This window comes from Geojedonia litorea (assembly GCF_042654525.1).
Lineage (GTDB): Bacteria > Bacteroidota > Bacteroidia > Flavobacteriales > Flavobacteriaceae > Geojedonia > Geojedonia litorea.
Map to the genome: position 1 here is coordinate 308728 of NZ_JBHSGP010000005.1, position 25230 is coordinate 333957.

Consider the following 25230-nt stretch of genomic DNA (forward strand, 5'->3'; position numbering starts at 1 on the left):
AAAAAAAATCGACGAAATGCACGGTGTTAGTTAGAACAATAGGATAAAAGCCCTGATTTTTATTGTTAAAAATCAGGGTTTCTTAATAAATATTATACCGTATAAAAAGGATTAATGCTTGATGATAAGCTTTTTAACACCTATAGCATTAAGGTTTTTGTCTTCAATTTTAACAAAGTACAAACCGTTATTTAGTGAAGAAGTAGATATCAGGTCATTACTTGATACAGAATTTAACTGTTTTACCAGCCTTCCCTGTACATCAATAATTTGAACATTTACAGTAGTAAGGTTTGAGTTGTTGCTAAAGTGCAACTTAAAGCTACTAGATGCTGGGTTTGGAATTAATGAAAAATTTAATTTTGTAATTGCCAGAGTTTTGTTGTTCAATGTTACCCCAATATATTGAATTTTCATCACCACGCCCGGGTTTTGCAATGTTTGTGGATTGGTCCCAGACGGTCCAGATGTGCTTCCGCTGGAGTCTGTAATAGCGTACATGGTTATGCCATCTGGATCCATGACAACATCCCTATAGCGGTCGTTTGAGGAATGGAACTCTTCATAGGTTTGACTTTCAAGAGCATCACCTACTACATTCAATTTGGCCCTATATATAGTGCCACGTTTCAATGTCGGAATTAAAAGTGATTCACCCCAATCTGGAATTTGACCGCCTTCATAAATAGCAATGCTCGATGGGGCAACGGTTGGCCAGGTCAAAAAACCTCCTGAAGGATCTGTACTTACAGTACTGTTATAAGTACCTATTGGTGGTTGAAAACTAGCAACAAGGGCATCGTTGGAAGCATCAAACTCTGGAATAGGTGTCACATCTGGCGGACAGTTGTGATCATTAAAGGTTGTAGAACCACATACACCAGAGCTAGACCAGTTGCAATACCCATAAGCTTGATTGTCATAATATCCAGCAATATGTGGCCAACCATAATTTTTGCCGCTTTCAATAATGTTGAGTTCATCGTCAACTTTTGCACCATGCTCTGACGAGTACAATTTACCATTAGATCCAAAAACAATGCCCTGTGGATTTCTATGACCATAGGTATAAATATGGGTTTGGAATCCGCCTAGCACAGGATTGTCGGTAGGAATACTTCCATCAAGGTTCATCCGTAAAATCTTTCCTTTATATTCAGATTTGTCTCCAGTTGAAGTTGTTTGCCCTCCACTGGTAGGAAGGTATTGAGCTCTAATTTCGAAACAGGCATTAGAGAATTGATTATGTCCTTGATCTCCAACAGTATAATAGAGTTTTAAATCAGGTCCAAAAATTAATTTTCCTGAGTTATGGTCATTACTGGCTTCAAAGCCTTCAAGAATGGTTACAGCACTTCCGCTATCAAGAAAACCATTGCCACTATTATAGTTGTAGGTATAACGTGCAATCCGTAAACGTCTTCCACTATTTGTTCCGTCAATTGAATACGTATAGGCCAGATACACATAATTGTTGGTTGTGGTAGTCACATCGGTATATAAATCGGGGTGCACCGCCATTCCCATTAATCCGTCTTGGCCACCGGTTCGGTATACAGCACTATTTAAATCCAACATTGTGGTCTTACTACCGCCGGTAAGTGGGTCTATTTTTACCACTCTTTCCCCAACACGCTCGGTAATCCATAGTTGACCATCGGGTCCGTAAATTATAGTATTTGGATTATTAAGCTCTAAATTTGAAGTAAGATTTGTAACCGTCCAATCTGGTCCATCTGTGGTTGGTGTATAAGTGATATTATCTGATAAACCTTGTAAGTTGATGAGATATGGATTTTCAGAACCGTCAGGATCATCATTGGCGATACTAATAACTGCGTTGTGAGGCCCTCCAACAGAAGTTGGATCATATTTTACGATAAATGTTAAACTATTGCCCCCTATTATTGAAGTTCCACTGGGTTGTGTGGTAACCGAAAATTCGCTGTCACCCGAAATGTCAACGATCGGGGTCCCAGTTAGGTTTAAAGTTGTGGTTGCATTAGAGACATTTTTAATTGTGAATGTTTCGGATGACATGGAGCTTGGGGGAATAGTTCCAAAATTAAAATTCCCCCCATTGCTAATAATAGTATTCCCATTATCGGTAATTTCAATTTCGGGAGTAGCTACAACGCCATTTCCTTGAAGTGTAAATGTAAAAGGGGAATTTGTTCCATTTGTAAATGTTATAGTTACAGTTGCCGATTTTATACCTGATGAGCTCGGTGTAAATGTAATGATGTGATTTATTGGAGTGTCATTTCCTTTAAGATTGCCGAGGTTTGAGTTTGAAGGTGTAAAATCTGAAGAGCCAGTAATAGTAACGGTGATACCATTAAGTTGGTTGCCAGCACTACCACCACTGGCTGTATTGTCAATCACAAAGGTACTGGGTTTGTTACTGCCAATTTCCACATCGCCAAAATCGGTATTGTTGTTGACCGCAGGAGAGTTTGTAGATCCAGTTAAAACGCTGTTTCCGTTACCTGTGACCTCAAGAGTGCCTTGCGCTAAAACGGATACTCCAAAAAGTAAAATGCAGATATTAGTTATTATTTTGGAGTTTAGAATCACGAGTAATTTTGTAGTCATAATAGTAATTAGAGCGTTAAAGATTAATTCTTGTTTTTTTTAAATAGAGGCGCTGTGTGATTGCGCCTCCACTAATATATAATACTTATTTTATGATTATTCGTTCAGTTTTCATTGTTACACCATTTTCATCTGTAATTTGAAGTATATATAGTCCTTTTGAAAATTCTTGAACACTAATTGTTTGCCTGTTAGTTAGCATTTGAACTTTCTTGACTAATTGACCAACAATACTGAACATTGAAATAGTTACTTTAGAATCTGAATTTATTCGTTCAACAAATAATTGAGAAGATGTGGGGTTAGGATAAACTCTAAATACATCACCAAACGATGAAGTTGCTTTTATACTACTTCTAGCACTCGATGAAGGCGGATTATTGAGTACACAATAGGATACAATTCCAAGGTTCACACTCATATTGACTGAAGCGTTACTATCGTAGGCATCAGAAAGATTGACAGTAATCGATTTTACAACACCCGTTATGCTAATATTTGCAGAGTTTACATTAGCACCACTAAATGTGCCAGCAGATTGTGTCACATTATTTCCATCTACATAAGTAACATTTACAAAGTCAATAAATCTTTTGCTTGGTTTTCCTCCAGTCACTTGGTCGATCCCAGTAATTGTAAATGAAACATCTTGACTGTAATCTGGTAAGTTTAAGGATGTGTTGCTTGTACCTGAACCTGAATGTGTTAATGGATTGATGTTAAAACCAACCACAGAAGGGTCACACTCAGATTCGCATCCATCTGGTATTCCATTCAAATTTTCGTCAATGGTGTCATCAAATCCAGGACAGATATCATCGGCATCACATACGCCATCTCCATCGCTATCGATGTAAGTTCCTACACAATCACATTCAACAGTATAAACATCATTAATTGTACAATCATTTCCATCGTCACAGGCTGTGCCAATTAATGTATCATCAAATTCAGGACATTGGTCTATTGGATCACAAACACCATCATTATCTGTATCTGGTTGAAGTTCACCAACACAATCGCAAAACGAATCATACTCATCGTTAATCGTGCAATCATTGCCATCATCACATGAAGTACCAATTAAACACTTATATTGAATCCGCATAACTACACCAGGGTTTTGCAATGATTGTGGATTTGTACCTGATGGTCCAGACGTACTTCCGCTAGAATCGGTAATAACATAAAAGGTAATGCCATCAGGACCAACCGCTATGTCTCTATAACGATCGTTTGACGAGTGAAATTCTTCATAAACTTGACTTTCAAGTCCATCGCCTGATGAATTCAATTTTGCTCTAAAAATAGTCCCTCGTTTAAGTGTTGGTATCAATAGAGATTTGTCCCAACCAGGAATCTGTCCAGATTCATAAATGGCCAAACTAGCCGGTGCAACTGTTGGCCACTCTAAAAATCCGCCTGATGGTTCAACACTTGCCGAACTGTTATACGTTCCAATTGGTGGTTGAAAATTTGAAAGTAAGGCGTTATTTATAGCATCAAATTCGCTAATTGGAGTTACATCGTTAGGACAATTATGGTCGCTAAAATTACTTGAATTACAATTTGAAGAACTTGACCAATTACAGTAAGCATAAGCTTGGTTATCGTAATATCCAGCAATATTTGGCCATCCATAATTTTTACCAGCAATAATGACATTCAACTCATCATCTACTTTTGGGCCATGCTCTGAAGAATATAATTTTCCGTCATTTCCAAAAACCAAACCCTGCGGGTTTCTATGTCCATAAGTATAAATATGGGTTCTAAATCCTGCAAGAACAGGATTGTCTGAAGGGATACTTCCATCAAGGTTCATTCTCAAAATCTTTCCCTTATATTCAGCTTTATTTGCAATAGAAGTTTGAGTTTGCCCATCACTTGTAGGCAAGTACTGTGCTCTAATTTCTAAACATGCATTTGAAAATTGATTATAACCTTGATCACCTGCTGTATAATACAATTTCATGTCAGGACCAATCTGAAGCTTACCGGAATTGTGATCGTTGCTAGCATCAAAGCCTTCAAGTATAGTGGTGGCACTTCCGCTATCAAGAAAACCATTGCCACTATTATAATTGTAGGTGTATCGAGCAATTCTTAATTTTCTTCCACTTGAATTATAGGTATAGGCCAAATAGACATAATTGTTAGTAGTCGTATTAATATTGGCATATAAATCGGGATGAACTGCCATACCCATGAGACCATCTTGCCCTCCAGTTTGATAAACAAGGCCTGAAAGGTCTAATATGGCGGTTTTTGAGCCTCCAACTAGGGGATCGATTTTTACAACTCTTTTACCGACTCGTTCTGTAATCCATAGGTAATTGTCAGGTCCATAGATAATGGTATTTGGATTGTTCAGTTCAAAATTTGGAGTCAAGTTGGTGACGGTCCAATCAGGACCACTGGTTACAGGCGTATAAGTCACATTGGCACCAGTTCCTTGTATAGTAAACGTATATGGATCTTCATTTGCATCATCATTGATAATTGTTACTGTTGAAGTTTGCGTTCCTATTGATGTTGCAGAATAAGCAATAGTAAATGTAGTGCTAAATCCTCCCGCTATAGGAGTGCTATATGGAGCTCCTGAAAACGAAAAGTCCAATGTATTGGATAAAGAAATATCCGAAATGTTTAACAATTCGGTTCCAGTGTTATTAATGGTAAAAGTTTTGGAAAGCTGTGAACCCATATTCACAATGCCAAAATTGGTGTCATCAGTAGTTGAAGGAGTTGTATCACCATTTACAATCTCTATGCCATTGCCTATTACCTGTATTTCGGGTGTAGGGTTAAAAGCGGTTCCTGAAATCGTAAAATTGTATGGATTTTCATTGCTATCATTGTTATCAATACTTATGGTTGCCGTATGAGTTCCTATAGCTAAAGGATTGTAATCAATTGAAAATGTAAGGCTATTTCCACCCGTAATGATGCTATTTTGAGCGGGTTCAGAATTAATGCTGAAATATCCAGAACCTCCAGAAATAGAAATTCCAGCCCCGTTATTACTAACGATTAAGTTCGTTGAGGTATTACCAATATTTGCAATCGTAAAAATATGGTTGGTCAATGAGCCAACAGGAACCGAACCAAAAGAGGTATCATCTGACACACTAGGAGTAGTATCGTTGTCAGGAATTGTATTTCCTAATCCCGTCACATTGATTTCCGGTTGTTGCTCTGTTCCAGTTCCCTGAACCACAAATGTGTAAGGAGAATTTGTGCCATTCGAAAATGAAATTGTAACCGTAGCAGATTTCAAACCACTAGAGGTAGGTGTAAACGTTATAATATGATTGACAGGTGTATCGCTTCCTTTTAAGGTGCCAAGACCAGTACTAACCGGAGCAAAGTCTAACGAACCTGAAATTGTAACTTGAATATTATTTAGTCGTCTGTTTGGGCTTCCCCCTCCTGCAGTATTGTCAAGTACGAAGACATTACTTTTGTTGGAGCCTACTTCAACACTGCCAAAATTAGTAAAATTGGAGGTACTTGTGTTCGAAGAACCGCTTGGGATAATGTTACCATTACCTGTTACTTCAAGTGTTCCTTGACTAAACGAAAATAGAGTAGAAAAAAAAAGTAAAGAGCAAAATAAAGATTTGGGATTGAATTTGGTTGGTAATTTTAAAATCATCAAAAAAGTTTTAAATAAAAGAATGAATAATAGCTTTTGAAAATTAACAATTTATAGCCATTTAATGGTGGTTTTAAGTGTCGGAGTATTAACAAGTTATCAACGGCTAAAAACACAAAAGCCCAACATATGTTGGGCTTTTGTGTTAAATGCTTATTAATTTTACAATTTCAATGAGAAACTTAATATAAGTTGATCTGGTCTAGTGTCTATCCTACTTGACGATCCACCTATATTATTGTTAATAAAGGTAGCTTCATTATCATTAAAACCACGTTCGTAGCGTAAATCAATGCCAAGCTTATTAAGGTCAAGCCCAATTCCGAAATTAAGACCAACGGTGAATTCGTTTTCAACATCGTCGATTGTGACGCCATCAAATTCAGTATCTAAAATATATTGAAAAGCTGGACCGCCAAATACATTAATAGGTCCTAGTACTTTGATGCCAATTAACATAGGGGCATCTAACTTTTTCATTTTAAAATCATCACTGTTGTAGTCGCTCTTGGTACTTGTATAAACTAATTCTGGTCTAAAATAGAAGCGGTCTCCAAATTTTCCGAAGACCCCTAAATGGTAGCCAATATTTCGATCTGGATGTTGTGCATTTTCACTTATCGATTCGAAATAATCACCATTGGCGTTATAGTTTAAACCGCCCTTAATACCAAAACCTGTACCGTCTTGTGCTACTGCCGTAAGGCTGAATACTGCAATTAATACAGTGCTAAAAATCAATTTTTTCATAATAATAGTTTTTTAAGATTTGAGTTGTTAAATCAAAAACGTTGCCAAACTAATATTATTTTCTTTTTAAGACAGTTTCTACTGCATTTATGATAGCATTACTATTTAAACCGTATTTATCCATGAGTTGTGCTGGAGTACCAGATTCACCAAAGGTGTCATTGGTAGCGACAAACTCTTGAGGCGTTGGTTGATGTTGTGCAAGAACACGCGCCACGCTTTCACCTAGGCCTCCTAAATAATTGTGTTCTTCGGCAGTAACGATACATTTTGTTTTTGCTACTGAATCTAAAATAGCTTTATCATCTAAAGGCTTAATGGTGTGAATATTAATCACTTCAGCTGAAATTCCTTTATCATTTAGTGCTTTGGCAGCTTCAAGTGCTTCCCATACTAAATGTCCTGTGGCTACAATGGTAACATCGTTTCCTTCAGTGAGCTGAATTGCTTTGCCTATTTCAAAGGTTTGATCTTCTGGAGTAAAATTAGGAACACTAGGGCGTCCGAAGCGTAAATATACAGGACCGTGATGATCAGCAATAGCGATAGTTGCCGCTTTGGTTTGGTTATAATCACAGGTATTGATTACCGTCATACCAGGTAACATTTTCATTAAACCAATATCTTCCAGGATTTGGTGGGTAGCACCGTCTTCTCCAAGTGTTAAACCTGCATGTGAAGCACAAATTTTTACATTTTTATCAGAATAGGCTACACTTTGACGTATCTGGTCATAAACACGGCCTGTTGAAAAGTTGGCAAATGTTCCTGTAAATGGTATTTTTCCACCTATGGTCATTCCAGCTGCAATACCAATCATATTCGCCTCGGCAATTCCTACTTGAAAAAATCGTTCTGGGTGATTTTTTTTAAAATCATCCATTTTTAAAGAACCTATTAAGTCTGCACAAAGCGCAACAACATTTTCATTGGTTTTACCTAATTCAGTTAAACCAGCTCCAAATCCTGATCGCGTGTCTTTATTTCCTGTATTTGTATATGTTTTCATCTCTTTGTATTGCAGTATTAATAATCTCCTAAAGTTTCAACGTTTTGAGCTAATCCAACGGCCAATTGCTCGTCGTTTGGAGCTTTTCCATGCCAAGCATGCGTATGCATCATAAAATCTACACCATTGCCCATCACTGTTTTTAACAACACACAAACTGGTTTTCCTTGACCTGTTTTAGATTTTGCTTCGGCCATTCCTTTTAAAATTGCTTCCAAGTTATTGCCTTCATTTATTTCCAGTACAATCCATCCAAAAGCTTCAAATTTAGCTTTTAAACTGCCCATAGGTAATACATCGTCAGTAGCACCATCAATTTGTTGTCCGTTTAAATCTACCGTAGCAATAATGTTGTCAACTTTTTTAGCTGAAGCATACATAATGGCTTCCCAGTTTTGACCTTCTTGCAACTCACCATCACCATGTAAACTGTAAACTAAATGTGAATCACCATTTAATTTTTTAGTTTGTGCAGCTCCCAAAGCAACCGACAATCCCTGACCAAGTGAGCCAGAAGCCACTCTAACACCAGGCAGACCTTCATGTGTGGTTGGATGACCTTGAAGTCTAGAATCTATTAATCGAAATGTGTTTAACTCATCTACCGAAAAGTAACCTGAACGCGCCAAAACACTGTAGAAAACTGGTGAGATGTGTCCGTTAGACAAAAAGAAGATATCTTCATTTATACCATCCATTGTAAATCCTTCTTTACGATCCATTATTTCTTGAAATAGGGCCACAAAAAATTCGGTGCAACCTAATGAACCTCCCGGATGACCAGAATTTACTTTATGCACCATTCGTAAAATGTCTCTACGAACCTGTGTAACTAATGCTTCTAATTGTTGTGTGTTTGACATGCGTTGACTATTATTTTTTTCAGCCACAAAAGTAGAGTTTTAAATAGATTTAAAAAAAGACTTTTGGTTCATTTATCAACGATTTATAATGTTTTGCTAACAATTTTGAATTTATTAAGATCCAATGCAGTTTAGTTAATTATCTTTGCCGACTGATGATTTTTTGATTATGCAATTTGAATTAAAAGGAAAAGATTCTCAAAGTAAAGCCAGGGCAGGAGCGATTACTACCGATCACGGTACGATCGAAACTCCAATTTTTATGCCTGTAGGAACTGTAGGATCGGTTAAAGGTGTACATCAACGCGAACTTAAAGATGATATTAATCCTGATATCATATTAGGAAACACCTACCATTTATATTTAAGACCTCAAACCCAAATTTTAGAACAGGCAGGAGGCTTACATAAATTTATGAATTGGGATCGTAATATTTTGACCGATTCTGGAGGTTATCAAGTGTATTCACTATCGGCTAATCGAAAAATAAAGGAAGAAGGTGTAAAATTCAAATCCCATATTGATGGAAGTTATCACACCTTTACCCCAGAAAATGTTATGGAAATTCAGCGCAGTATAGGCGCCGATATTATCATGGCTTTTGATGAATGTACCCCTTATCCGTGCGATTATCATTATGCCAAACGTTCTATGCACATGACACATCGTTGGTTAGACAGATGTATTAATCATTTAGAAAAGCTTCCTTTTAAATATGGTTATAGTCAAACTTTTTTTCCAATAGTTCAGGGTAGTACGTATAAAGATTTAAGAAAAGAATCGGCTGAATATATAGCCAATGCTGGTGCAGAAGGAAATGCCATTGGTGGTTTGTCGGTTGGGGAACCCGCAGAGGAAATGTACGCCATGACCGACGTGGTATGTCAAATTTTACCAGAAGATAAGCCGAGATACCTCATGGGTGTAGGTACACCAATCAATATTCTTGAAAATATTGCGTTAGGGATTGATATGTTTGATTGCGTAATGCCAACTAGAAATGCCAGAAATGGAATGCTGTTCACAGCTCATGGAACTATAAACATTAAAAACAAAAAATGGGAAGCTGATTTTTCCCCAATAGACGAATCTAATATGACTTGGGTAGACACCGATTATTCCAAAGCCTATTTACGTCATTTGTTTAGTGTTAATGAACGCCTAGGTGCACAGATAGCAACCATACATAATCTTGGGTTTTATTTGTGGTTGGTTAGAGAAGCAAGAAAACATATATTAGCAGGAGATTTCAGGACTTGGAAAGACAAAATGGTCAAACAAATGGATAAGCGTTTGTAATACATGAAAATATTAGACTGGTACATACTAAAGCGATATCTATTTACATTTTTGATGATGCTTTTACTGTTTATTCCTATAGGAATTACAGTTAATTTGGCGGAAAAAATAGGACGTATCCTTGAAAAAGAAGTGCCTTTCTCTGCAGTTGCACTCTACTATTTAGACTTCACAATATATTTCGCCAATCTACTGTTTCCAATATTTTTGTTTTTATCGGTAATATGGTTTACATCCAAACTAGCTAATAATACTGAAATCGTTGCTTTTTTAAGTTCAGGTGTTTCATTTTCACGTTTCTTAAGACCTTATATGATTGGTGCTACTATAATAGCTGCACTCGCTTTAGTGATGGGACTTTATTTGGCACCCATGGCCAGTAAAGGGTTTAACCAATTTGTATATAAATATTTAAGCAACAAAAAAGAAATAAACCAAACCACTGATGTTTTTAGACAGCTGAATGAAAACGATTATATCTATGTAAGTAATTTTGATGTCAAAAACAAAAATGGGAATTACTTCACTTTAGAGCATTTTGAAGACAATGTGCTTAAATATAAAATATCGGCCAATAATATAAGATATATTGAAGAGGATTCAACCTATAGATTAACCACCTATGTAAAACGTACAATTGGTGAGGACGGTGATGTTTTGGATATTCAAAGACGTATTGATACCACATTTGCATTTGATTTGGATGATCTTACCCCTGTTGAATACATTGCTGAAACTCTTCAGTATAAGGAACTCAACAATTTTATAGAAAAGGAAAAGAAAAGAGGCTCATCAAATATTGGACGTTATGAAGTGGTTAAATATAAAAAGTGGAGTTTACCAATTGCGGTATATATATTAACCATTATTGCAGTAGCGGTGTCTTCTATAAAACGAAGAGGAGGGATGGGAATCAACCTTGCTTTTGGGATTACTATTGCTATGATATATGTGTTTTTTGACAAGGTCTTTGGAGTGATGGCAGAACAATCCGATTTTTCACCACTAATTGCCGTGTGGTTTCCTAATGTAGTTTTTGGTATTTTAGCCATATATCTGCTATACAATGCCAAACGCTAAACTCAACAACTATTTACATCTTCACCTTTTAGTATTTATTGCAGGTTTTACAGCTATTTTAGGTGAACTCATTTCAATTGGTTCAATCCCATTAGTTTGGTATAGAATGCTCATGGCAGGAATACTAATGTTCTTCTATCTTAAACTAGTCAAGATTGATTACAAAATCAGTTTGAAAACCAAGTTCAAATTCTTTGTAGCGGGAATAATTATTGCTCTACATTGGATTACATTTTTTGAGGCCATTAATCAATCAAATGTGTCCATTACCTTGGCGATGTTTTCAACTGGCGCTTTTTTCGCTTCATTTATAGAACCTATGATTTTTAAAAGACGCATTGTTTGGTATGAAATCATTTTTGGAATTATTGTCATACTAGGTGTTTTTCTAATTACCCAAAGCGAAATTAAATATATTAACGGAATCTTGCTAGGCATTGCATCAGCATTATTTTCTTCATTTTTTGCTGTTTTAAATGGGATGTTTGTTAGAACTTACAGAGCTTCAGTTATCTCTTTTTATGAGTTTTTCAGCGGTGTAATTTTTATTAGTATCTTCTTGTTGATATTTAAGGACGGTTTTAATGCTTCCTTTTTTGTGCTGTCATTAAATGATTGGATTTATCTCTTTATTTTAGCATCCATATGTACTGCATATGCTTTTATTGGTGCAGTGAATGTAATGCGTTATTTGAGTCCTTATACTGTGGTATTATCCTATAATTTAGAACCTGTGTATGGTATTTTATTAGCCCTTATACTTTTTCCAGAAACTGAAACGATGAGCGTTCAATTTTACCTTGGCGCGATACTCATTTTATCTACTGTGTTATTAGATGGCATTTTAAAAAATTCTAAAAGGGGAGGTAAAGTAGTGTCTAAAACTAACACTCCCAAAGTTTTATAGTTTATAGATAAAATAGTAAATTTGATACCCCGTATTTGAAGGTTCACTTATTTTATTTTTCATTCTTAATTCAGCTTTTTATAAGAAAAAAAATATGTAGGTTTGTACACTAACTAAAATTAAACTTAAGTTTCGATGGAATATTTAGATTTTGAACTTCCAATTAAAGAACTTCAGGAACAATTAGAAAAATGTCAAGTTATAGGTAAAGAAAGTGACGTTGATGTTACCGAAACCTGTAAGAAGATCGAGAAAAAACTAATTGAAACCAAAAAAAGCATTTACAAAAACCTTACAGCATGGCAGCGCGTCCAGTTGTCCAGACATCCAAACAGACCTTATACTTTAGATCATATTAGAGCCATTTGTGGTGATTCTTTTCTGGAGCTCCATGGTGATAGAAATGTCAAGGATGATAAAGCCATGATTGGTGGTCTAGGAAAAATAGGTGACCAAAGCTATATGTTTATTGGGCAGCAAAAAGGATATAACACCAAAACCAGACAATATAGAAATTTCGGTATGTCAAATCCAGAAGGCTATCGTAAAGCCTTGCGCTTAATGAAGTCGGCTGAAAAATTTGGCATCCCTGTAGTCACTTTAATTGATACTCCAGGCGCATACCCTGGACTTGAAGCTGAAGAACGAGGACAAGGAGAAGCCATTGCAAGAAATATTTTAGAAATGACTCGCCTTAAAGTGCCTATTATTTGTGTTATTATTGGTGAAGGCGCATCTGGAGGTGCTTTAGGTATAGGCGTAGGAGATAGAGTTCTAATGCTTGAAAATACATGGTATTCGGTTATTTCACCAGAATCGTGTTCATCCATATTATGGCGAAGCTGGGAATATAAAGAGCAGGCTGCCGAGGCATTAAAGCTAACTGCTCCAGACATGAAGAAGTTAAAATTAGTTGATGATATTATAAAAGAACCACTAGGCGGAGCCCATTCTGATCGTGAAACGACCTTTGCAACTGTTAGAGATGCTATTGTAAAAAGTTATGACGAATTAAAAAACTTATCACCAAAAGATTTGGTAAATAAACGTATGGATAAATATGCCCATATGGGTGTATATAAAGGTTAGCCCTTATTGAATCAAGCTTTAAAAAAAACTGAAGTGTATAACTTCGGTTTTTTTTATCACTATTAACAATATATTTAAGTTATTAACAGTTAAATTGTTGAAGACTTGTTAAGATTGAAATTTGTAAATCGACGAATCGTCTTAACAATTTTTTTACATTCGCAGATATGAAGCAACCCAACCAAATACAAGGCTATAAAGTCGATAAGAGTACCATTATAAGCCTAGAAAAAGGCAAGATACCTCCACAAGCTATTGATTTAGAGGAAGTTGTATTGGGCGCGATGATGATAGATAAAAAAGGTGTTGATGAAGTCATCGACATTTTAAGTCCTGATGCATTTTACAAAGATGCCCATAAACATATTTTTGAAGCCATTTTCAAATTATTCGAAAATAGTGAACCAGTCGACTTATTAACGGTTTCGAGTCAATTAAAGAAAGAGAGCAAGCTAGAATTAGTTGGAGGTGATTTTTATCTTATTTCTTTGACACAAAGAGTGTCTTCATCTGCACATATTGAGTTTCATGCGCGTATCATTTTACAAAAGTATATTCAACGAAGTTTGATTAAAATTTCTAATGAAATTATTGAAGATTCGTACGATGAAACTAAAGATGTTTTCGATTTATTAGATAATGCCGAGGCTAAATTATATGAAGTCACACAAGGTAATATCAAAAAATCTACCGAGACCGCTCAAAGTTTGGTAATTCAAGCAAAAAAGAAAATTGAAGATATATCCAATAAAGAAGGCTTGAGTGGTATTCCTTCCGGATTTACAAAATTAGATCGATTGACTTCTGGATGGCAAGAAAGTGACCTCATTATTGTGGCTGCACGTCCGGGTATGGGTAAAACGGCATTAACCTTGTCTATGGCTAGAAACATAGCTGTGAATCAAGATATACCAGTAGCGTTCTTTTCTTTAGAGATGTCTTCGGTGCAACTAATTACACGTTTAATCTCTAGTGAAACAGGATTGTCTTCTGAAAAATTGAGAACAGGAAGGCTTGAAAAACACGAATGGGAACAATTAAACGTGAAGGTGAAGACTCTAGAAAAAGCACCCTTATTTATAGATGACACGCCATCACTTTCCATTTTTGACTTACGTGCAAAAGCAAGGCGTTTAGCATCTCAATATGGTATTAAACTAATTGTGATTGACTACTTACAGTTAATGACGGCTGGTGGAAGCCAAAAAGGTGGAAATCGTGAGCAGGAAATTTCAACCATCTCTCGTAATCTTAAAGCCTTGGCAAAGGAACTTAGTGTTCCTGTAATTGCATTATCGCAGTTATCTCGTGCTGTTGAAACGCGAGGCGGGAGTAAACGCCCGTTATTATCTGACTTACGTGAATCTGGAGCAATTGAGCAGGATGCCGATATTGTGAGCTTTATTTACAGACCTGAGTATTACAAAATAGAAGAATGGGATGATGAAGACCGTTCGCCTACCGAAGGTCAGGCGGAGTTTATTGTTGCCAAACATAGAAATGGTGGATTAGATAATATTAGGTTGAAATTCATTGGTCATCTAGGTAAGTTTGATAACCTAGATGATTTTGATACCCCATTTGGAAACGAGTTCCATTCTAAAATGAATGCAGCAGCAAATGATGATACATTTAAGCCTGACAACTTCCCATCAGCAACTGACGCTTTTGATGTGCCAGAGGATGAGGACAATGATGTTCCGTTCTAATTGAAATCTTAAGTTGCTTTTAACAAAATGATCATACATTTTACATTAACTTTGATCGCTATTTAAAAGAACTCTTTATGTTAGATCAAAGGCGAACTACCAACATTTTACTACTCATACTAGTGATACCTTTGGTATTCTATTTATTGAAAATATTATCCTTTATTTTCATTCCCTTAATATTTTCAATGTTCATTGCGCTTTTATTTTTACCCCTGATGCGTTGGCTAGGTAAACGTAAGGTCCCAAGAGTTTTTAGCATTATAATTGTTATACTTTTAATTGCGCTTGGACTATTTTTAGGGATTGAATTGATACAATTGGCGAGTAGACAAATTGTAAACTCTGACACCGTATTTTTTGATGAAGCCCAAGTAAAACTAAATGCTTTAAAACTGTATTTACAAGATACCTTTGGCATGGAAATCAAAAAAGACGGTCAATTGATTTCTGAACTATTGGGAAAAGAGAACATAGGTTCTGTTTTAGATTTTATAAGAAAGTTTTTAACCACTATTCTAATGACCGCTTTCTTTGTTGTACTATGGTTAGCTGAATCCATTAATGTTCAAAAAGTATTAAACACTACCATTTTAAAGCAAAAGCATGCTTCCATCAAAACCTTTATGAAGATTGAGAAGGATTTGATCACCTTTATAAAAGTTAAGTTTTTTGTGAGTTTACTTACAGGAATTGGAACAGGACTAGCTTGCGTATTTTTTGACGTCAGCTTCCCGATTTTTTGGGGTCTTTTTGCATTCGTGATTAATTTTGTTCAAATGGTAGGATCATTTATTGCCGTAATCTTACTTTCTATATTTGCTTTTGTTGAAATGGAAACGACCAGTACTTTATTGGTGTTTATGCTCTCGATAACAGGAGTTCAAGTGCTATTCGGCGCCATTTTAGAACCTATATTCATGGGGAAATCATTTTCCATAAACATCATTACCGTATTGGTGATGCTCATGTTTTGGGGCTTTTTATGGGGCATACCAGGGCTCATCATGGCGATTCCAATAACGGTTTTTATCAAAATTATTTTAGAGCAGTTCCCTAGCACTAAGAATATTGCAAGTTTGCTTTCAGGAAAAGGGTAGAGTGGGAATGTGATTAAAAACATTCCTTAAAATTCCCTTAAAACAATTTCAATGGGAATAATTTTTAAGTATCTTTCAACTATGAAGAAGGTCCTACTACTTATTGGTTTCCTATTTATATCAATTAATTCCTTTGCATCCTATATCTTAATTCCTATGGATGCTGAAGGCCAGCAGAATCATTTAAAAGCCTATGGAGTAACCTATTGGACCTTGGAAAAACAACTTAAAGTTAAATGGCTACTTAATTATCGAGGCGGATCGTTTTTATTACCAGATGCCGAAGATATTCGTCGTGAATGCCAAATTCGAGGTGTTTCATTTGAAGTGCTGTCTAATTCCAAAGCCGAGGAAATATTAGAACTCATTAGTAGTCCATCGCAAAATATGGAAGCTGTGGTATTAGAAAAAGCACCTAAAATTGCTGTATATACACCATATGGACTACAGCCTTGGGATGATGCCGTAACTATGGTATTAACTTATGCCGAAATACCTTACGAAACTATCTATGACGAAGAAGTCTTGAATGATGCGCTGTTACTGTATGATTGGTTACACTTGCATCATGAAGATTTTACTGGACAATACGGCAAATTTTATAGAGCGTATAGAGCCGCAAATTGGTATATAGAAGAAAAGAAATCTGCCGAAGCATTAGCTAAAAAATTGGGTTACAGTAAGGTGTCTGAAGAAAAATTAGCAGTTGCAAAAAAAATTAAGGAATACGTAGTAGGAGGTGGGTTTATGTTTGCCATGTGTAGCGCAACAGATAGTTTTGACATTGCATTATCGGCTGAAGGAGTTGATATATGCGAGCCTATGTTTGATGGCGATGGTAGTGATCCTGGTTATCAGAATAAAATTGACTATAGTAAAACCTTCGCTTTTAAGGATTTTATTTTAGAGCGTAATCCAAATGTTTATGAATTCTCTTCAATTGATATGACACAAAGACGTCGTATTCCTAAAACAACTGATTATTTTACGTTGATGGAGTATTCAGCCAAATGGGATCCGATTCCCACGATGTTAACACAGAATCATACTGCTTTGGTTAAAGGATTTATGGGGCAAACCACCTCATTTGCACGTGATGAAATAAAAGCCAATGTGCTGGTGATGGGCGAAAATAAGACCAATGGTGAAGCTAAATATATACATGGCATCAACGGTAAAGGATTTTTTACATTTTATGGAGGTCATGATCCTGAAGATTATACACATAAGGTAGGAGACCCAAAAACCGAGTTGGACCTGCATCCAAGGTCACCTGGATATCGACTTATTTTAAATAATGTTTTATTTCCTGCTGCTAAAAAGAAAAAACAAAAAACATAATTTTGTTTTAAATAATTCCTAAACTCAAGGTTAATGCAATTCCAATTAATAATATTGCAATTAACTTCTGTATAAATTTGAGAGTTACTTTTTTAAGTAATTTATTTCCAATAATTGCACCTAGTATCGCAGATAATGTAGCTGCCAATATTAAACTTATATTTTGGTCTAAACCAGATTCAAAAATTTGTGTAGAATAAACCGATAATCTTGAAAAATCTACAAAACAGGAAATCACAACCGCCGAGCCTATAAATGTTTCCTTTGTTAAACCGGCGTTAATTAAAAAGGCACTCCTTAAAGCCCCCTGATGACCGGATAAGCCACCAAAAAATCCACTTAACAAACCGCCAATTGGCAATTGTTTTTTACCAAATTTCAACTTATTGAAAAATGGTGTTAATTCCATTATGGCGAAAACTATCAGCAAAATTCCAATAACTAATTTAACCGGTGTAACTTCAAAGGTTTTTGAACCTAGCGTGTAAGTGAATAAAGGCTGTAATTCAGTAATATTTATAAGAAGATTTGCTCCTATAAATGCTGCAAGAACAGCAGGAATCCCAAATCGAATTAACACCGATTTACTCGCATTTTTCCCAACTAATATTAGCTTGAAAATATTATTGAAGAAGTGAACGACTCCTGTGAGAGCAATGGCTAATTCTATAGGAAAAAAAAGTGCAAATACCGGTAACAATATAGTACCCAAACCAAAACCAGAAAAAAAGGTTAGAATGGAGGTTAAAAGCGCTACTAGACAAATGATGACATATTCCATAAACTAAAGATGAAATTTCACCACTCAAGATATTAATTTTGGATGGTGATTTTAAGAATTAATTAATGTGAACCAACATGACAACCACAAGCTTCTCTTGTAAAGCTTTGACTTTCTTCATGCCAAGGGAATGCTTCATTATATTTTTTGTTTTCCCAATAAAACTTACTGCGTGCTTTAGGTCGATTACCTATTTCATTCATGGTTTCAGTATCGTATAAACGTCCGTTAACCATGGTATAAATAATACTTTCGGTGTTTCTTATATCCTCCAAAGGATTTTTATCCATAACAATTAAATCAGCTAACTTTCCAGCTTTTAATGAACCAATGTCATTTCCAGCACCTATATAATTGGCAGGATTAATGGTTGCAGTTTTTAGAGCTTCATGATTGGTCATTCCACCCTGCTGAAACATCCAAAGTTCCCAATGTGCACCTAGACCTTGTAATTGACCATGAGCGCCTAAATTGACTTTTACACCAGCATCACTCAATGCTTTTGTTGTTTCAGAAACAAGAATATGTCCATTTTTATATTCTTCATCAGGAACCATAGTGCGATGTCTTGAACGAGAATCGATGATCCCTCTTGGCGTGTATTTTAGTAGCTTTTCATTTTCCCAGACATTGGTGTTTTGATAAAAATAATATTCGCCATTTAAGCCTCCATAATTAACGATGAGCGTTGGTGTATATCCAGTGTTACTACTTCCCCAAAGTTCCAAAACATCCTTATAAACTGGTGCAACAGGTATATTATGCTCAACTCCAGTATGACCATCAATAACCATGGTTAGGTTGTGGTAAAATGTTGAACCGCCTTCGGGAACAACAAAAATGCCTTCTTCCCTTGCAGCCTGTAAAACTTGCTGACGTTGCTCACGCCTTGGTTGATTGTAACTTTTAACAGATAGTGCACCAAAAGCTTTTGTACGACGAATTGATGAACGTGCATCGTCCAAATTATTGATAACAGCTTTAAAGTCGCCATCAGCACCATATAAAATAAATCCGGTAGAGTAGAGTCGAGGTCCTACCAAACCACCGCTTTTTAATAATTCTGACAATGCAAAAACAGTTTCAGTGTGTGCAGATGGATCATGAGCTGTAGTAACTCCATATGCTAGATTAGCGTAAAATTGCCAGTGTTTTTGGGTTGTTAATCCATAACGAAAACCTCCAATATGTGCATGTGCATCGATAATTCCGGGCATAATGGTTTTACCAGTGACATCATAAACTTTTGCATTGGAAGGAATAGTAATATCTCCTGTGGCTCCAATGGCTTCAATTCTATTATTTTTTACAATAATTGTTCCTTGTTCTATAACCTGATCGCCTTCCATGGTTATAAGTCGTGCTCCTTTAAAGGCAATCACACCATCAGGCTTATCAGTTTTTGCTTCTAATTTTATTTTGATTCCTTCCTCAACAATTTTAGCGTCTTCTTTTGCTTCAGCTGAAAAATAAGTATTACCCAAAGTCCAATGTAATGTTTTGCTATCCTTCGACCAGTGTAAATTAATACCAGCATCTTTTGATAATTGAGATACTGGAACAAATTTAGTTTTATCAGTCATGTCCAAAGTTTGTCCAGATTTAGGCATTGGAGCAATATATACTTTATGTAAATGCACAAATGCTAACCACGTACCGTCTGGGCTAGGCACTAATCTGTTTCCATATTTTGAGCTAACCAATGTTCGTTCATCAAATCCATTTAAATCAACGCTCACTAATTCTTTAGTTAAATTACCAAAAAACGTTCCACCAGTTTGATAAAGGATTCGAGAATTATCGGCACTATAAATAGGGTAGTCTCCTTCATTGGAGACAAACTTAACGTTTGAACCGTTGGTGTTCATGGTGTAGATTCCAGGTTTTTTGTCGAACGTTCTCCCTTGCTCGTTATTTCCGTTTTCTTTGACATAAACAATTTGCTGGCCATCATTGGCAAATGAAGGATTTCTATAAATTCCTTTTTTGGATGAAATCTTTGTTGGTGTGCCTCCGTTTACTGAAACTTTATAAATAGCTCCTAAGTTTTCATCGTTCCATGTGACATATACAATTTCATTGCCATTAGGAGCGAATGCAGGTTCAAATTCAAAATCGGTGCCGTTGGTTAAGCGTTTAGGCGTTCCGTTAGGCAGTTTTTGAGTGTATAAATAACCCAGCGCATTGAAGACCAAGGTTTTTTCATCTGGAGATGTCACAGCATGCCGAATTACCTTTGCTTCGAAAGTATCAGGAGCGACAGGAGTGTCAAACTCAACGGCTTTTGCAATTTTAATTTTAGCGTCCACCTGAAATGGAATATTAGTAACTTTTGAAGAATTGATATTTATTTTGTTGATTTTTCCGCCAGTCCAAATCACAATTTCTTCATTATTTGGCATCCAGTTAAAGTTAGTATAGACACCAAAAATTGCCCATGCTTCTTGTTGGTCCTTATTCAACTCATCATAAATTGGCCATTCTTCACCTGTTTCCAAGTCATGTAGATATAGAACCGATTTTTCCCTTACACGTTTTACAAAGGCTAATTTCTTACCATCACGAGAAATCTGTGGTCTTGCAGCTCCTCCAGGACCTCCGGTTAATCGCTCTATGTCACCTGTAACCATGTCATACCTATTAATAACATAAATTTGACTGTTAGGATCTTTATTGTATTGAAAATAGCCACCTGGATATACATCTTCACTGTAATAGAGATACTTGCCATCAGGTGAAAGACTTGGTTCATTAACGTCCTGCTGGTCGTTTTTCTTTTTGGTGAGTTGTATTCCAGTGCCTCCAGTTTTATGATACATCCATAATTCACCAGCACCTAGAGATCGTCCTGAAGTAAAATGTTTGCGAGCAATGAGGTAATTACCATCAGGCGTCCAAACTGCATTATTCAATAACCTAAAATCTTCCTTTGTAACTTGTTTGGCATCACTGCCATCAGCATTCATAACCCATATGTTATCACCACCACCGGCATCACTTGTAAACGATATTTGTTTACCGTCTGGACTAAAACGCGGTTGTACTTCAAAGGGCAAACCCTCTCGTAACACTTGAGCTTTTCCGCCAGAGATGTCTAATTTGTAAATATCGCCAAGCATATCGAAAACGATAGATTTTCCGTCAGGACTTACATCCAAATTCATCCATGTTCCTTCAGTAGTTGATAGCTCTAATGTTTTAAAGTCCCAATCGCCACTTGGATTTGAAACATCCCACTTGGCTTCTTTATCTTGGCTGAATGAATTAAAAGTAATAAAAAGGAATAGGGGCAAAAGAATAGAAAAACGATTCATTATTGGAGGTTTTTTAAATTTGAGAAGAAAGATAAATATATTAATTGAAAGATGCGCATAAAAAAAATCCGATTCATTAGAATCGGATTTTTATAAGCGAATTGTTGTTATTATTTAGGCCAACGCCTTATTTTACTTTGTTTATAATAGCTTCAAAAGCTTCTGGGTTGTTCATCGCTAAATCGGCAAGAACTTTACGGTTCAATTCGATATTGTTAGCTTTTAATTTACCCATTAACTTTGAGTAGCTCATTCCATGTTGTCTGGCACCTGCGTTAATACGCATTATCCATAAAGCACGAAATGTTCTTTTTTTGTTTCTACGGTCTCTGTACGAATATTGCATCGCTTTTTCAACCGCATTTTTTGCTACTGTCCAGACGTTTTTACGTCTTCCGAAGTAACCTTTGGCTTGCTTAAGAACCTTTTTTCTTCTGGCTCTTTTCGCAACTGAATTTACTGATCTTGGCATTTCTTAAATTGTTTTTTTGTAGTAGGCGATCAAATAGTTTGATACTTGCTAAATTGTTTTGCCTAACTCCAGGGTTTATAATTTGTTTTAACCGGTTAAAACTTATATTACTTTAAACGTAACATGGTTTTAACGTTATCTTCGTCTGACTTATGTACTAAAGTATCATGAGTCAAAGCAAGCTTACGCTTTTTAGATTTTTTAGTCAAAATATGACTCTTAAAAGCGTGCTTTCTCTTAATCTTACCAGTGCCCGTTAGTTTAAAACGTTTTTTAGCACTCGATTTAGTTTTCATTTTAGGCATTTTCTCCTAGTTTTAATTTACGTTTCGCTTATTATCTTTAAACTGAAATTATTTCAGCTTTTAATTATTTTCCTTTTTTTGGAGCAATAAACATGGTCATACGTTTACCTTCCAATCGTGGCATTTGTTCTACTTTGCCAAATTCTTCAAGATCTTGAGCTAATTTTAATAATAAAATTTGTCCTTGCTCTTTAAATACAATAGAGCGACCTTTAAAAAATACAAAAGCTTTAAGCTTTGCTCCATCTTTTAAAAACTTTTCGGCGTGCTTCTTTTTAAATTCGTAATCGTGATCATCGGTTTGTGGGCCAAATCGTATCTCTTTTACAATTACTTTAGTAGCTTTTGCCTTTAAAGCTTTATCTCGTTTCTTTTGTTCATAAAGAAACTTTTTATAATCCATTACCTTACAAACAGGAGGTTCTGCGTTTGGTGAAATCTCAACAAGATCTAACCCTTGCTCGTCTGCAATGGCTAAAGCCTGTTTAGTTGGGTATACACCCATTTCAACATTATCACCAACAAGGCGGACCTTTTCGGCTCTAATTTTCGAATTAATTTTGTGTTGATCCTCTTTTTCTACTCGCTTAGAATAGTTTCTGTTTCTACGTATTGCTATGGCTTATATATTTTAGTTAAACTTAATTTTTAAAGGTTTTCAATGTTTTTTTAATCTGTTGGTCAACAATTGTTGTGAATTCTTCAACACTTAAAAGCCCTAAATCTTCACCACCATGTTGGCGTACAGTTATTTTTTGATCCTTTTCCTCGTTTTCCCCAACTATAATCATATATGGGATTTTATTCATCTCCGCTTCACGGATTTTCTTCCCAATAGTTTCATTACGGTTGTCAACGAGGGCGCGAATTTCGTTATTTTCTAACAAATTTAAAACTTTTTCGGCGTATTTTTCATATTTCTCGCTAATTGAGAGAATAATGACCTGTTCGGGCATTAACCATAAAGGGAAATTACCACCTGTATGTTCTAATAAAATAGCTACAAAACGTTCCATACTTCCAAATGGTGCCCTGTGAATCATTACTGGTCTATGTAATTCATTGTCACTACCTTTATAGGTGAGTTCAAAACGCTCTGGTAAATTATAATCAACCTGAATAGTACCCAATTGCCAGTTTCTTCCTAATGCATCTTTAACCATGAAGTCTAGTTTTGGACCATAAAAGGCTGCTTCACCTTCTACAACTTCATAGTCAAGTCCTTTGTCAATTGCCGCATTTAAAATTGCTTGCTCGGCTTTTTCCCAGTTTTCAACACTTCCTATATATTTATCTGGATTTTCAGGATCTCTTACTGATACTTGTGTTTTGAAGTTCTCAAAACCTAGTGAACCAAATACATAAAGAACCAAATCAATAACATTTTTAAATTCGGCGTCTAGTTGATCCGGAGTACAGAAAATATGCGCATCATCTTGAGTAAATCCTCTAACGCGAGTTAAACCATGAAGCTCACCACTTTGCTCGTATCTATAAACTGTGCCAAATTCGGCGTAGCGTTTAGGTAATTCTTTATACGAAAATGGACGGGTATTATAAATTTCACAGTGATGCGGACAGTTCATTGGCTTTAGAAGAAACTCTTCTCCCTCTGCTGGTGTAGAAATGGGCTGAAAACTATCGGCTCCATATTTGGCATAATGTCCAGAGGTGACATATAATTCTTTTTGACCTATATGAGGAGTTACTACCATTTCATAGCCCGCCTTTTTTTGCGCTTGCTTAAGAAAATTTTCTAATCGTTCTCTTAACGCAGCACCTTTTGGCAGCCATAGTGGTAATCCTTGTCCAACTTTAGTTGAGAATGTAAATAATTCTAACTCTTTGCCTAATTTACGATGATCACGTTTTTTAGCTTCTTCTAATAGTTCTAAATACTCGGTTAATTCTTTCTGTTTCGGAAAAGAAATACCATAAACTCTTGTAAGTTGCTTATTTTTTTCATCCCCCTTCCAATAAGCTCCAGCCACACTCATTATCTTCACAGCTTTTACCAAGCTAGTATTTGGGATATGGCCACCTCTACATAAATCAGTAAAAGCAGAATGATCGCAAAACGTAATGGTACCGTCTTCTAAATTTTCAATGAGATCTACTTTATAATTATTTACTCCATTATAATAGGACAACGCTTCTGCTTTAGAAACAGATCTCATATTAAAATCATGTTTTCCTCTAGCGATCTCCAACATTTTATCCTCTATGGCTTTAAAATCTTTTTCAGATATGGTATGCTCGCCCATGTCTACATCGTAATAAAATCCATTTTCGATGGCTGGTCCAACCCATAGCTTAATTCCCGGATATAGTTCTTCTAAAGCTTGAGCTAAAATATGGGCTGATGAATGCCAAAATGCTTTTTTGCCGTCATCATCATTCCAAGTGTATAATATTAAAGAACCATCTTTAACTAATGGTGTTGAAGTTTCAATAGTAGTATTGTTAAAGTTTGCGGAGATAACATTTCTGGCAAACCCTTCACTTATTTGCTTTGCAACATCCATTGGAGTCACTCCTTTGTCAAAGGTTTTAACAGCTCCGTCTGGTAAGGTAATATTAATCATTTATATTATGTACTAAATTTCAGTTGACAAAGATAGTACGATAATAACACTCCTACAATATATATATGTACGAATTCAACAATCATTTAATTTTGGTTTTAATGACGCTTAATGAATTAAATGAGACGTATAAAATGCTGTAATTCAGTATTCAAAAAAATACTTTAAAAAAAGGGATAAAAAGTTTTGTTTGGAAGAAAAAAAGGGTTGTATATTTGCAGCCGCTAAAACGGTTAGATGCTGTGTTGGTAAAAGTTCATTGTGATATTTTATTGGTTGTTATAATAGGTTTGAAAAAACTTTTTCAAAAAAGATTGGTAAAGTATTGTGGGAATAAAAAAAGGGTTTTATATTTGCACCCGCTTAAGGGGT

At 35.8% G+C, this 25230-nt stretch carries 18 protein-coding genes; 7 read left to right on the top strand and 11 right to left on the bottom strand.

The features are described from left to right. Positions 1 to 111: 111 nt before the first annotated feature. From ACFO5O_RS03365 to ACFO5O_RS03385, 5 genes are all read right to left on the bottom strand, one after another. Positions 112 to 2595 (bottom strand): PQQ-dependent sugar dehydrogenase, encoded by a 2484-nt coding sequence (locus ACFO5O_RS03365; RefSeq protein ID WP_387960956.1) that lies wholly within the window; start codon positions 2593 to 2595, stop codon positions 112 to 114. A gap of 85 nt (positions 2596 to 2680) precedes the next feature. Continuing rightward, positions 2681 to 6253, bottom strand: a complete 3573-nt coding sequence (locus tag ACFO5O_RS03370; protein ID WP_387960958.1) for a PQQ-dependent sugar dehydrogenase — start codon at positions 6251 to 6253, stop codon at positions 2681 to 2683. Between the two features lie 162 nt (positions 6254 to 6415). Continuing rightward, on the bottom strand, positions 6416 to 7003 hold the full coding sequence (locus ACFO5O_RS03375; RefSeq protein ID WP_387960960.1) for an outer membrane beta-barrel protein: 588 nt from the start codon (positions 7001 to 7003) through the stop codon (positions 6416 to 6418). A gap of 55 nt (positions 7004 to 7058) precedes the next feature. Beyond that, entirely contained in the window at positions 7059 to 8012 is a 954-nt protein-coding gene (locus ACFO5O_RS03380) for a transketolase family protein (protein WP_387960962.1), read from the bottom strand. Between the two features lie 17 nt (positions 8013 to 8029). Then, complete coding sequence (locus ACFO5O_RS03385) at positions 8030 to 8875, bottom strand: transketolase (RefSeq protein ID WP_387960964.1); 846 nt, start codon at positions 8873 to 8875, stop codon at positions 8030 to 8032. A gap of 169 nt (positions 8876 to 9044) precedes the next feature. Here ACFO5O_RS03385 and tgt point away from each other — a divergent pair, with 169 nt between their 5' ends. From tgt to ACFO5O_RS03420, 7 genes are all read left to right on the top strand, one after another. Next, a complete protein-coding gene (gene tgt, locus ACFO5O_RS03390; RefSeq protein ID WP_387960966.1) occupies positions 9045 to 10175 on the top strand; it encodes a tRNA guanosine(34) transglycosylase Tgt in 1131 nt (376 codons plus the stop codon). Between the two features lie 3 nt (positions 10176 to 10178). Beyond that, entirely contained in the window at positions 10179 to 11255 is a 1077-nt protein-coding gene (locus ACFO5O_RS03395) for an LptF/LptG family permease (RefSeq protein WP_387960968.1), read from the top strand. Continuing rightward, positions 11242 to 12162, top strand: coding sequence for a DMT family transporter (locus ACFO5O_RS03400; protein ID WP_387960970.1), 921 nt, complete (start codon positions 11242 to 11244; stop codon positions 12160 to 12162). Before ACFO5O_RS03395 ends, ACFO5O_RS03400 begins: the two co-directional genes overlap by 14 nt. A gap of 135 nt (positions 12163 to 12297) precedes the next feature. Next, positions 12298 to 13251, top strand: a complete 954-nt coding sequence (locus ACFO5O_RS03405; protein WP_387960972.1) for an acetyl-CoA carboxylase carboxyltransferase subunit alpha — start codon at positions 12298 to 12300, stop codon at positions 13249 to 13251. Between the two features lie 167 nt (positions 13252 to 13418). Next, the gene (gene dnaB / locus ACFO5O_RS03410; RefSeq protein WP_387960974.1) at positions 13419 to 14960 is read left to right on the top strand and encodes a replicative DNA helicase; all 1542 of its coding nucleotides are present in this window, start codon (positions 13419 to 13421) and stop codon (positions 14958 to 14960) included. 77 nt (positions 14961 to 15037) lie between these two features. After that, positions 15038 to 16060: an AI-2E family transporter gene (locus ACFO5O_RS03415; RefSeq protein ID WP_387960976.1), complete on the top strand. Its 1023-nt coding sequence runs from the start codon at positions 15038 to 15040 to the stop codon at positions 16058 to 16060. A gap of 156 nt (positions 16061 to 16216) precedes the next feature. Beyond that, the gene (locus tag ACFO5O_RS03420) at positions 16217 to 17401 is read left to right on the top strand and encodes an asparagine synthetase B (RefSeq protein ID WP_387961003.1); all 1185 of its coding nucleotides are present in this window, start codon (positions 16217 to 16219) and stop codon (positions 17399 to 17401) included. A 7-nt stretch (positions 17402 to 17408) separates the two neighbouring features. Here ACFO5O_RS03420 and ACFO5O_RS03425 read toward each other — a convergent pair whose 3' ends face one another. The 6 genes from ACFO5O_RS03425 to thrS form a co-directional block, all read right to left on the bottom strand. Then, positions 17409 to 18182, bottom strand: coding sequence for a TSUP family transporter (locus tag ACFO5O_RS03425; RefSeq protein ID WP_387960978.1), 774 nt, complete (start codon positions 18180 to 18182; stop codon positions 17409 to 17411). 62 nt (positions 18183 to 18244) lie between these two features. After that, a complete protein-coding gene (locus ACFO5O_RS03430) occupies positions 18245 to 21496 on the bottom strand; it encodes an amidohydrolase family protein (RefSeq protein ID WP_387960980.1) in 3252 nt (1083 codons plus the stop codon). 127 nt (positions 21497 to 21623) lie between these two features. Continuing rightward, a complete protein-coding gene (gene rplT / locus ACFO5O_RS03435; RefSeq protein WP_387960982.1) occupies positions 21624 to 21968 on the bottom strand; it encodes a 50S ribosomal protein L20 in 345 nt (114 codons plus the stop codon). Positions 21969 to 22075: 107 nt separating this feature from the next. Further along, positions 22076 to 22273 carry a 50S ribosomal protein L35 gene (rpmI, locus tag ACFO5O_RS03440; RefSeq protein ID WP_102754533.1) on the bottom strand — a complete coding sequence of 66 codons (198 nt, stop codon included), beginning with the start codon at positions 22271 to 22273 and terminating at the stop codon, positions 22076 to 22078. A gap of 64 nt (positions 22274 to 22337) precedes the next feature. Further along, entirely contained in the window at positions 22338 to 22886 is a 549-nt protein-coding gene (gene infC / locus ACFO5O_RS03445) for a translation initiation factor IF-3 (RefSeq protein WP_119029237.1), read from the bottom strand. Between the two features lie 28 nt (positions 22887 to 22914). After that, positions 22915 to 24858: a threonine--tRNA ligase gene (gene thrS / locus ACFO5O_RS03450; protein WP_387960984.1), complete on the bottom strand. Its 1944-nt coding sequence runs from the start codon at positions 24856 to 24858 to the stop codon at positions 22915 to 22917. Positions 24859 to 25230: the final 372 nt, after the last annotated feature.

Bases quoted from the DNA above. Each gene is read 5' to 3' on its own strand.
- ACFO5O_RS03385 (WP_387960964.1), bottom strand. From the start codon at position 8,875: ATGTCAAACACACAACAATTAGAAGCATTAGTTACACAGGTTCGTAGA.
- ACFO5O_RS03420 (WP_387961003.1), top strand. From the start codon at position 16,217: ATGGATGCTGAAGGCCAGCAGAATCATTTAAAAGCCTATGGAGTAACC.
- ACFO5O_RS03415 (WP_387960976.1), top strand. From the start codon at position 15,038: ATGTTAGATCAAAGGCGAACTACCAACATTTTACTACTCATACTAGTG.
- ACFO5O_RS03400 (WP_387960970.1), top strand. From the start codon at position 11,242: ATGCCAAACGCTAAACTCAACAACTATTTACATCTTCACCTTTTAGTA.
- ACFO5O_RS03405 (WP_387960972.1), top strand. From the start codon at position 12,298: ATGGAATATTTAGATTTTGAACTTCCAATTAAAGAACTTCAGGAACAA.
- ACFO5O_RS03430 (WP_387960980.1), bottom strand. From the start codon at position 21,496: ATGAATCGTTTTTCTATTCTTTTGCCCCTATTCCTTTTTATTACTTTT.
- rpmI (WP_102754533.1), bottom strand. From the start codon at position 22,273: ATGCCTAAAATGAAAACTAAATCGAGTGCTAAAAAACGTTTTAAACTA.
- ACFO5O_RS03395 (WP_387960968.1), top strand. From the start codon at position 10,179: ATGAAAATATTAGACTGGTACATACTAAAGCGATATCTATTTACATTT.
- thrS (WP_387960984.1), bottom strand. From the start codon at position 24,858: ATGATTAATATTACCTTACCAGACGGAGCTGTTAAAACCTTTGACAAA.
- ACFO5O_RS03365 (WP_387960956.1), bottom strand. From the start codon at position 2,595: ATGACTACAAAATTACTCGTGATTCTAAACTCCAAAATAATAACTAAT.
- ACFO5O_RS03425 (WP_387960978.1), bottom strand. From the start codon at position 18,182: ATGGAATATGTCATCATTTGTCTAGTAGCGCTTTTAACCTCCATTCTA.
- ACFO5O_RS03380 (WP_387960962.1), bottom strand. From the start codon at position 8,012: ATGAAAACATATACAAATACAGGAAATAAAGACACGCGATCAGGATTT.
- tgt (WP_387960966.1), top strand. From the start codon at position 9,045: ATGCAATTTGAATTAAAAGGAAAAGATTCTCAAAGTAAAGCCAGGGCA.
- dnaB (WP_387960974.1), top strand. From the start codon at position 13,419: ATGAAGCAACCCAACCAAATACAAGGCTATAAAGTCGATAAGAGTACC.
- rplT (WP_387960982.1), bottom strand. From the start codon at position 21,968: ATGCCAAGATCAGTAAATTCAGTTGCGAAAAGAGCCAGAAGAAAAAAG.
- ACFO5O_RS03370 (WP_387960958.1), bottom strand. From the start codon at position 6,253: ATGATTTTAAAATTACCAACCAAATTCAATCCCAAATCTTTATTTTGC.
- ACFO5O_RS03375 (WP_387960960.1), bottom strand. From the start codon at position 7,003: ATGAAAAAATTGATTTTTAGCACTGTATTAATTGCAGTATTCAGCCTT.